This is a genomic window from Pseudomonas sp. xss_4 (assembly GCF_043104125.1).
GTDB classification, from domain to species: Bacteria; Pseudomonadota; Gammaproteobacteria; order Pseudomonadales; family Pseudomonadaceae; genus Aquipseudomonas; species Aquipseudomonas parafulva_B.
The window spans coordinates 1-8,856 of the sequence record NZ_JBICKJ010000062.1 but is presented as its reverse complement, the minus strand read 5'-3'; the positions used below and the strand labels follow the sequence as shown (position 1 = coordinate 8,856).

At 63.4% G+C, this 8,856-nt stretch carries 8 protein-coding genes and 1 pseudogene; 3 read left to right on the top strand and 6 right to left on the bottom strand.

Translation table 11 applies throughout. The features are described from left to right. Positions 1-110: 110 nt before the first annotated feature. On the bottom strand, positions 111-713 hold the full coding sequence (locus ACF8GB_RS11130) for a glutathione S-transferase family protein (RefSeq protein WP_144966031.1): 603 nt from the start codon (positions 711-713) through the stop codon (positions 111-113). 146 nt (positions 714-859) lie between these two features. Between ACF8GB_RS11130 and ACF8GB_RS11125 the strand changes: the two genes are divergently transcribed. Further along, positions 860-2,050: a benzoate/H(+) symporter BenE family transporter gene (locus tag ACF8GB_RS11125; RefSeq protein ID WP_196127494.1), complete on the top strand. Its 1,191-nt coding sequence runs from the start codon at positions 860-862 to the stop codon at positions 2,048-2,050. A 54-nt stretch (positions 2,051-2,104) separates the two neighbouring features. Here the strand turns inward: ACF8GB_RS11125 and ACF8GB_RS11120 are convergent, their stop codons facing one another. The 3 genes and pseudogenes from ACF8GB_RS11120 to ACF8GB_RS11110 form a co-directional block, all read right to left on the bottom strand. Beyond that, positions 2,105-2,968, bottom strand: coding sequence for a methyl-accepting chemotaxis protein (locus ACF8GB_RS11120; protein ID WP_372239216.1), 864 nt, complete (start codon positions 2,966-2,968; stop codon positions 2,105-2,107). Next, positions 2,966-3,493 (bottom strand): annotated as a pseudogene (locus ACF8GB_RS11115) (HAMP domain-containing protein); the annotation flags it as partial. The pseudogene ACF8GB_RS11115 and the gene ACF8GB_RS11120, both read right to left, overlap by 3 nt. 1,105 nt (positions 3,494-4,598) lie before the next feature. Continuing rightward, positions 4,599-5,360: an SDR family oxidoreductase gene (locus ACF8GB_RS11110; RefSeq protein ID WP_058606116.1), complete on the bottom strand. Its 762-nt coding sequence runs from the start codon at positions 5,358-5,360 to the stop codon at positions 4,599-4,601. A gap of 176 nt (positions 5,361-5,536) precedes the next feature. Here ACF8GB_RS11110 and ACF8GB_RS11105 point away from each other — a divergent pair, with 176 nt between their 5' ends. After that, complete coding sequence (locus ACF8GB_RS11105; protein WP_392527038.1) at positions 5,537-6,538, top strand: NADP-dependent oxidoreductase; 1,002 nt, start codon at positions 5,537-5,539, stop codon at positions 6,536-6,538. Between the two features lie 69 nt (positions 6,539-6,607). Here the strand turns inward: ACF8GB_RS11105 and pyrF are convergent, their stop codons facing one another. Continuing rightward, positions 6,608-7,309: an orotidine-5'-phosphate decarboxylase gene (gene pyrF, locus ACF8GB_RS11100; protein WP_196142991.1), complete on the bottom strand. Its 702-nt coding sequence runs from the start codon at positions 7,307-7,309 to the stop codon at positions 6,608-6,610. A 214-nt stretch (positions 7,310-7,523) separates the two neighbouring features. Here pyrF and ACF8GB_RS11095 point away from each other — a divergent pair, with 214 nt between their 5' ends. After that, positions 7,524-7,691 carry a DUF2897 family protein gene (locus tag ACF8GB_RS11095; protein ID WP_023535343.1) on the top strand — a complete coding sequence of 56 codons (168 nt, stop codon included), beginning with the start codon at positions 7,524-7,526 and terminating at the stop codon, positions 7,689-7,691. 56 nt (positions 7,692-7,747) lie between these two features. Here ACF8GB_RS11095 and ACF8GB_RS11090 read toward each other — a convergent pair whose 3' ends face one another. After that, complete coding sequence (locus ACF8GB_RS11090) at positions 7,748-8,083, bottom strand: helix-hairpin-helix domain-containing protein (RefSeq protein WP_058639934.1); 336 nt, start codon at positions 8,081-8,083, stop codon at positions 7,748-7,750. Positions 8,084-8,856 lie beyond the last annotated feature (773 nt).

Genomic DNA, 8,856 nt, shown 5'->3' with positions numbered 1-8,856 from the left:
GCGCAGCAGCCCCAGGATTTCAGCTCCGCAACTCATATTGCCGGGGGCCGCTACGCGCCCCATCGCGGCCGGTCCGGCGCCCCGGCAAGGCCGCTCCCGGACCTCGTGGCTCACCCCACCATCGGCACATGCCGCGGATGGCTGCTCACCCGCTCCAGCCAGGCGCGCACGGCCGGGTAATCCGTCAGGTCGAAACCGCCTTGCTGCGCCACATGGGTGTAGGCATACAACGCCACATCGGCGATGGAATACTGGTCACCCACCAGATACGGGGTCACCAGCAACTGCCGCTCCATCACACGCAGCGCCTTGTAGCCGCCCTTGTGCAACTTGCGGTACTCCTCGACGCGATCATCCGGTAGCCCCAGGTAGAACTGAATGAAGCGGGCCACGGCGATATACGGCTCATGGCTGTATTGTTCGAAGAACTGCCACTGCAGCACCTGGGTGCGCAGGCGCGGCTCGGCGGGCAGGAACTCGCTGCCGTCGGCCAGGTAGTTGAGGATGGCATTGGATTCCCACAGGTAACTGCCGTCCTCGAGCTGCAACACCGGCACCTTGCCGTTGGGGTTCATGGCCAGGAACTCGGGCGTCTCGGTCTCGCCCTTGAGGATGTCCACCGGGTGCCACTCATAAGGCCGCCCCAACAGGCTGAGCATCAACTTGACCTTGTAGCAGTTACCCGATTGATAATCGCCGTAAACCTTGTACATCACCCCTACCCCTGCAATGCCGTCATACCAGAGCGCCTGATAGTTAACGACTGTATGGTTAAAAGCAATGATCGCTGTATCGCTGCTGTCACCTCGCCTGGCGTTAGTCTGAAAACCACGGCGTATACCCTTACAAGGATTTTTTCATGACCGATGCCACCTCCGCTCGCCTTCGCCCCCTGGCAGATACCTCGCCCTCGGCGGTGGTCGCAGGCTTCATCGCCATGCTCACCGGCTACACCTCCTCGCTGGTGCTGATGTTTCAGGCCGGGCAAGCGGCTGGCCTGACCACTGCGCAGATATCCTCGTGGATCTGGGCGCTGTCGATCGGCATGGCGGTCTGCAGCATCGGCCTGTCCCTGCGCTACCGCACGCCAGTGACGGTGGCCTGGTCCACGCCCGGCGCGGCGCTGCTGATCACGAGCCTTGGCGGGGTGAGCTACGGGGAGGCCATCGGCGCCTACATCACCTGTGCAGCGTTGGTGCTGGTCTGTGGGCTGACCGGCAGCTTCGAGCGCCTGGTCAAGCGTATTCCTGCCTCGCTGGCATCGGCGCTGCTGGCCGGCATTCTGTTCAAGATCGGCAGCGAGATCTTCGTTGCCGCCCAGCACCGTACCTTGCTGGTGCTGGGCATGTTCTTCAGCTATCTGCTGGTCAAGCGCCTGTCGCCGCGCTACTGCGTGCTGGCCGCGCTGCTGGTGGGCACGGCATTGTCCGGCGCCCTGGGGCTGCTGGACTTCAGAGGCTTCGCACTGGAAATGGCAACGCCGGTGTGGACCACGCCGCACTTTTCGCTGGCAGCCACCATCAGCATCGGCATTCCGCTGTTTGTGGTGGCAATGACCTCGCAGAACATGCCGGGCATTGCCGTGCTGCGGGCTGACGGCTACCAGGTGCCAGCCTCTCCATTGATTTCAGCCACCGGCCTGGCTTCGTTGCTGCTGGCCCCGTTTGGCTCGCACGGGGTGAACCTGGCTGCCATCAGCGCGGCCATCTGCACCGGGCCGCATGCCCACGAAGACCCAAGCAAGCGCTACACCGCGGCCGTATGGTGCGGCGTGTTCTACGGAGTTGCCGGCGTGTTCGGGGCGACGCTGGCGGCGTTGTTCGCGGCCTTGCCCAAGGAACTGGTGCTGTCGATTGCGGCGCTGGCCCTGTTTGGTTCGATCATGAATGGCCTGACGGTAGCCATGAGTGAAGCACGCGAGCGTGAAGCGGCCGTCATCACCTTCATGGTCACGGCCTCGGGGCTTACACTGTTCTCCATCGGTTCGGCTTTCTGGGGCATCGTGGCCGGTGTATTGGCTCTGCTGATCCTCAACCCACGCAAGGCGTAACGCCCCCGCCAATGGCAGGCTCCGCGCTGGCGGCGCCCTGCCAGGCTGGCCCGATCACAGCCTGAAATGGCCGACCATGCCCTTGAGGTCGGTGCCCAACTGCGCCAGCTCGACGCTGGACCGGGCGCTGTCCTGCATGGCCAGTGCGGCCTGGTCGGCACTGCCACGAATCTGGGTGACGCTGCGGCTGATTTCTTCAGCGACCGAGCTTTGCTGTTCGGCGGCGGCAGCGATTTGCTGGTTCATCTGCTGAATCAACGACACTGCTGCGGCAATACTGCCCAGTGCGCTTTCGGTGTGCAGGGCATCGGCCACGGCCAGGCGCACCAGCTCGGTGCTGCCGCGAATCTGCGCGACGGACTGCTGCGCATTGCCTCGCAGGCTGGCCACCAGGGTTTCGATCTGCTCGGTGGACTGGCGCGTGCGCCTGGCCAGTGCACGCACCTCATCGGCCACTACCGCAAAGCCGCGCCCCTGCTCGCCGGCACGGGCCGCTTCGATGGCCGCGTTGAGGGCCAGCAGGTTGGTTTGCTCGGCCACGCTCTTGATGACTTCGAGCACATCGCCAATGGTATGGATCTCAGAGCTGAGGCTTTCAATGCTCGCGCTGGCGGTTTCGGCCGCGGCGGCCAACTGCTCGATGCGCTGCATGCTCTGGCGCACCACATGCTGGCCCGAATCGACCTTTTCGTCCGCAGCCTGCGCCGCTTGCGCGGCTTCCTCGGCATTGCGCGCCACATCGTGCACGGTGGCCGTCATCTGTTGCATCGCCGTGGCCACTTGCTCGGTCTCTTCCTTCTGGCTGCCGACTTCGCGGTTGGTCTGCTCGGTCACGGCCGACAGCGCCTGGGCGTTGCCGGCCAATTGCTCAATGCCTTGTTGCAAACCGCTGACGATGCCTGACAGGCCTGCGGCCATCTGCTGCATGGCCTGCGTCAGTTGTCCTACTTCATCGCGGCGAGGCGCGACGGGTTCGAAGGCCAGTTCGCCGTCGGCAATGCGCTGTGCACGGGCAATCACGTGCTTGAGCGGGCCAACCACGGCGCGGGTGATCAGCCAGGCGGCCAGCACGCCCACCAGCAAGGCCAGCGCGGTGGCGATGGCGATGGCCACCGTGTTGCGCTGCAGGTCACCTTGCAGCACGTGCTCTTCACTGAGGTAGGCCTGATCGACGCGGCTGGTGACGTGCTCGGCCGAGGCCTGCAACTGCGCCTTGAGCCCTTGTTCGCTGGCCAGTTGGTCGGTGTATTCATTGAGTTTTTCGGAGAAGCTGCCAATGTGCCCCGCTACCTCGTTGAGTACGCTCTGATAGCCACTGTCGGTGACCGCCGCCTGCAACTGGCCCACCAGGCTGGCAGCCTCGACCGTTTGCGCGATGCGCGCCTGGCTGACATCGTCTTCGCCCTTGCGGCTTTTCTCAAGGCGTACCCGGGCTTCATCCATGGCCTGGAGCATCAACCGCGAGACCTGCGCCACCTGCGCGGCCTGTTCCAGGAACTCACCGCCCTGCTGGCCTTGCGATTGCTTGAGGGTATACACCCCGTCATCCGCCAGGCCGGACTGCAGCACGTCGAGGTTGTTGGCAACGCTTGAGACCGACCAGCTGGCGGTGTCGAGCGCCAGTTCCTTGGCCTGTACTGCGCCGACGAATGCTTCGAATGCCTGGCCATAGGCGGCCAGCTCGGGTTCGGCTGCGGCCAGGGCCGGCAGTGCACGGGCGCGTTCGAGCAACCCTTGCAACCCGGCGCGCAAGGCTTCGGCTTGTTTGATGTCGGAGCGCAGTGCGAATGCCTGTTCGTGCTGGCGCAAGCGCAACAGGTCGGTGTTGAATTGTGCCAGCTCGCGCAGGCTGTCAAAGCGCTGCCCGACACTGTGCAACGCCGCGATGCCGATGCCAGCCACCGCCAGGGTCAGCAGCAACACCAGGGTGAAACCCAGCGCGAGTTTGCGGGCCATGCCCAGGTTGGCCAACACACCGTGCTTGCTCGCGCCCATGCCAATTCCCCTTGTGGGTGTCAGGTTATCCCGATAGCCAAGGGTGGCAACGTTGCCAACCCCTGAACAAGGGCCTGACGTCAGAATAGTGTCAAATAGCTATGAGGGTGTCGGTAATGGGTTTGTAGGAGTCGTCTTACGTGCGAAAGCGAGGGTTGGGTCGCGGGATGTTGTCTGGCAACGACGGTGGTGGGTGGAGGGGGATGACGGTGGCAGGCTGGAGGTGCGCGAGGAGGTCAAGATTTGCGGCTTGGGGCGGAGAACTTGGGGCCGCTGCGCGGCCCATCGCGGCCGGTCCGGCGCCCCGGCAAGGCCGCTCCCACCCGGGGGGGACGCGGGGGCTGGTAGATTGGGTAATTGCATGAGTGCGTTCAGCGCGACGCAAGGCCGCATACGGGGCTCGGTGGCCTGTAGATTTCGCTTTTGTGGGAGCGGTCCTTGTGCCGCGATGGGCCGCGCAGCGGCCCCAGGATGTCAGCGTGATAATGCCTGTTCAGAACGAGTGCTCAGACCCTGACAGCCTTTGGGCTTCATCCACCACAGCCTCACCCATTCAAATCGCCGTAGCCCCTCCATCCACCGTCAGGCAATGCCCAGTGGTAAACGCCGCACCATCGCTGCACAGGTACAACACCGCGCTGGCGATTTCGGCCACGGTGCCGATGCGTCCTACCGGGTGCATGGCGGCAGCGAATTCGGCTTTGCGGGGGTCGGCTTCATAGGCCCGGCGGAACATGTCCGTATCGATCACGGCCGGGCACACGGCATTGACCCTGATGCCTTTGCGGGCATATTCGATGGCGGCCGACTTGGTCAACCCGATCACGGCATGCTTGGACGCGCTGTAGATGCTCATCTTCGGCGCCGCGCCCAACCCCGCCACCGAGGCGGTATTGACGATAGCGCCGCCGCCCTGGGCCAGCAGCAGCGGCAGCTGATATTTCATGCACAGCCACACACCCTTGACGTTGACGCCCATGATGGCGTCGAACTGCGCCTCGCTGCCGTCGGCCAGCTTGCCCTGCTCGATCTCGATACCCGCATTGTTGAAGGCATAGTCCAGGCGGCCATAGGCGGCGATCAGGTGCTCGTGCAGTTGGCGGACCTGGTCGTCACAGGTCACATCGCAAGCGATGAACAACGCCTCGCCGCCAGCGGCCCGAATCTGCCCGACCGTGGCCTCGCCACCCACTGCATCGAGGTCGGCGACCACCACCTTCAGGCCCTCGCAGGCAAAGGCCAGCGCCGTTGCCCGGCCGATGCCTGCCCCGCCCCCGGTGACCAGTGCTACCTGGCCCGAAAAACTCATGCTCATGCCGCGCTCCTGTCAGGGCCTGTGAGGCACACGAGCATAGCCAGCCGCTGGTAAGGCCGGCAGCATCATCACATGGACATTTATAGGACCATGCTTGTCAGTGATGTTGAGGACCTGCTTTCATCAACAAGGTAGATTTATCCTCTTGTGCCTATTCTATTCTTCAAGGACCCGTCATGACCCAGACCAATCGCCGCTTCCTGCTCGTCAAACGCCCGGTTGGGGCGATAACGCGTGAAGACTTCAAGTTCGAGACCGTGCCTGCCGAACAACCCGGTGAAGGGCAGGTGCTGGTGCGCAACTTGTACCTTTCCCTTGACCCGGCCATGCGCGGCTGGATGAACGAGGGCAAGTCCTACATCCCGCCGGTTGCCTTGGGGCAGGTGATGCGCGCCCTGGGCGTGGGCGAAGTGGTTGCGTCCAACCACCCGGACTTCAAGCCTGGCGACCATGTGAACGGCGCATTGGGTGTGCAGGACTACTTCACCGGCGAGCCCCAGAACCTGCAGAAAATCGACCCGAGCCTTGCCCCCCTGCCCCGCTACCTGTCGGCCCTGGGCATGACCGGCATGACGGCGTACTTTGCCTTGCTGGAAGTGGGCCAGCCCAAAGCCGGCGACACCGTGGTGATCTCCGGCGCCGCGGGGGCGGTGGGCAGCATTGCCGGGCAGATTGCCAAGATCAAGGGCTGCCGCGTCGTGGGTATCGCTGGCGGTGCCGAGAAATGCCAGTACCTGAAAGATGAACTGGGCTTTGACGGCGTCATCGACTACAAGGCCGAGGACGTACAGGCGGGCCTTAAGCGCGAATGCCCGAAAGGTGTGGACGTTTACTTTGACAACGTTGGGGGCGAGATCCTGGATGCGGTGCTGACGCGCATCAACTTCAAGGCGCGCATCGTGATCTGTGGCGCGATCAGCCAGTACAACAACAAGGAAGCGGTCAAAGGCCCGGCCAACTACCTGGCGCTGCTGGTCAACCGTGCGCGCATGGAAGGGTTCGTGGTGATGGACCACGCCAAGGATTACGGCAAAGCGGCCAAAGAAATGGCCGGCTGGCTGGCCAATGGGCAGGTCAAGAGCAAGGAAGACGTGGTGGAAGGCCTGGAAACCTTCCCAGACACCCTGTTGAAACTGTTCAACGGGCAGAACTTTGGCAAGCTGGTGTTGAAGGTGTAATGACGCACTAGACGCACGCCTATCAGGTTCCGATTCAATACCGGAGCCTGACAGGCGTGCAGTTCAGACTCAGCCGCGAATCTCGGTCACCACCGCTGCCAAGGCCTGGGCTGGGTCGGCGGCCTGGCTGATGGGGCGGCCGATTACCAGGTAGTCCGAGCCGGCGTCCAGGGCCTGGCGTGGCGTGAGGATGCGACGCTGATCATCCTGGGCGCTGCCTGCTGGGCGGATGCCCGGGGTGACCAGCTGCAGGCCTGGGTGCGCAGCCTTCAGCGCAGGGGCTTCCAGCGCCGAGCATACCAGCCCGTCCATGCCGGCCTTCTCGGCCAGCGCCGCCAGGCGCAGCACCTGCTCTTGCGGGTCTACATCCAGGCCGATACCGGCCAGGTCTTCACGCTCCATGCTGGTCAGCACGGTCACACCGATCAACAGGGGTTGCGGGCCGCTCCGTTTGGCCAGTTCTTCACGGCAAGCCGCCATCATGCGCAAGCCGCCGGAGCAGTGCACGTTCACCATCCACACGCCCATCTCGGCAGCGGCCTTGACGGCCATGGCCGTGGTGTTGGGGATGTCGTGGAATTTCAGGTCCAGGAACACTTCGAAGCCTTTGTCGCACAGGGTTTCGACAATGCCCGACGCGCTGCTGGTGAACAGCTCCTTGCCCACTTTGACGCGGCACAGCGCAGGGTCCAGCTGGTCAGCCAGCTTCAGGGCGGCTTCGCGGGTGGGGAAGTCCAGGGCGACGATCAGGGGCGTCTGGCAAGCGGGCATGGCAGGGTCTCTTGGCAAGTCGGAAACGGCGCGCATTGTAAACGATGTGACGCAGGCTGGGGGGCCGCTGGCCGAGGAATTGGTCGGACGGTGAGCCAGGATGTGGGCGTTGGGTGCTGGGCCGGGATGAGGCGCTGTACCATTGAACCAACGAAGCGGCGCCTGGCTCAAAACAGGTAAGCAAGCCGCTTACACTCGCAACAGGAGAAGGAAAATGCCTTGGTATGCCTGGCTGATACTCATCGTTGCCATTGGCTCGATCGTCGGCGGTTTGATGATGCTGCGCGACACGGCCAAGAAGCTGCCGTTGACTGACGAGCAGTTGCGCAAGGTCCATGAACGCAATGCCGAGGCTGATGCCCGGGATGCTCAAGACCGCTGAGTGCGGTCAACGCCCTTTCAATGAGCGGGCCTGTCGATAGGCCCGCCCCTCTGTGCTTATTGCACTTTCAGCTTGTCGCGATTGCGTTCCAGCAGCGCATTGCCGATGCCTTTTATCTCGAGCAATTCATCGACTGATGCGAAGGGGCCGTGGGCTTCGCGGTAGGCGACGATTGCCTCGGCCTTGGTTTTGCCGATGCCGTTGAGTTCTTTCTGGAGGGTCAGGGCATCTGCGCTATTGAGGTCAACCAGCGGGGTGGCTTGCTGGCTTGCCTGGGCGACCATCGCCATGGGTTCGACCATTGTCGTGGTATTGGAGGGTGCTGCGTTTACGGTGAACGAAAGGCTGGCGACGAGTGGGAGCAGCAGCGCGGTGAGCAGGTTTTTACGCATGATGAAGACTCCTAGGGTTGGTCATTTCTGGCAGCCTGTTCCTTGGGCTGCGGGGTTAACCCTAGCGCTGGAGGTGGGGGGTGGGACAGGGTTTGGGGTGGGGTAATGTTTACTGGATTGGTCGGGGATAGGCTTAGGGTGGGGGGAGGTTGCAGAGGTGGGGTCGGTTGGTTTGGTGAGGTGTAGCAGGGTTCATTGGGGGAGAGGTGATTAGTGGGAAATGGGGCTGACGTGCTGGGGGCCTGAGTCTGACAAGAGGGTCGGGGTAGTCGCTTGAGGGTTAGGGTGTGTGATGTGGTGCTGAATGCGGGGGTGCTGGATACCCTACCGGGGTAAGAGTCACAGAGATGGTGGGTGCGCCTTAGGTCTTGGGGCCGCTTTGCGGCCCATCGCGGCGCGAGGCCGCTCCCACCCGGGGAGGTGGGAGCCTTCAAATGCGGTGCTAGGCAGGCGGTAACATGGCGTGAAGCACAGGCCTACTCGCACCTGTGGGAGCCGCAGAGCTGGTGGCGCGCTTTAGATCTTGGGGCCGCTTTGCGGCCCATCGCGGCACGAGGCCGCTCCCACCCGGGGAGGTGGGAGCTTTCAAATGCGGTGCTAGGCAGGCGATAACACGGCATGAAGCACAGGCCTACTCGCACCTGTAGGAGCCGCAGAGCTGGTGGCGCGCTTTAGATCTTGGGGCCGCTTTGCGGCCCATCGCGGCACGAGGCCGCTCCCACCCGGGGAGGTGGGAGCCTTCAAATGCGGTGCTAGGCAGGCGGTAACATGGC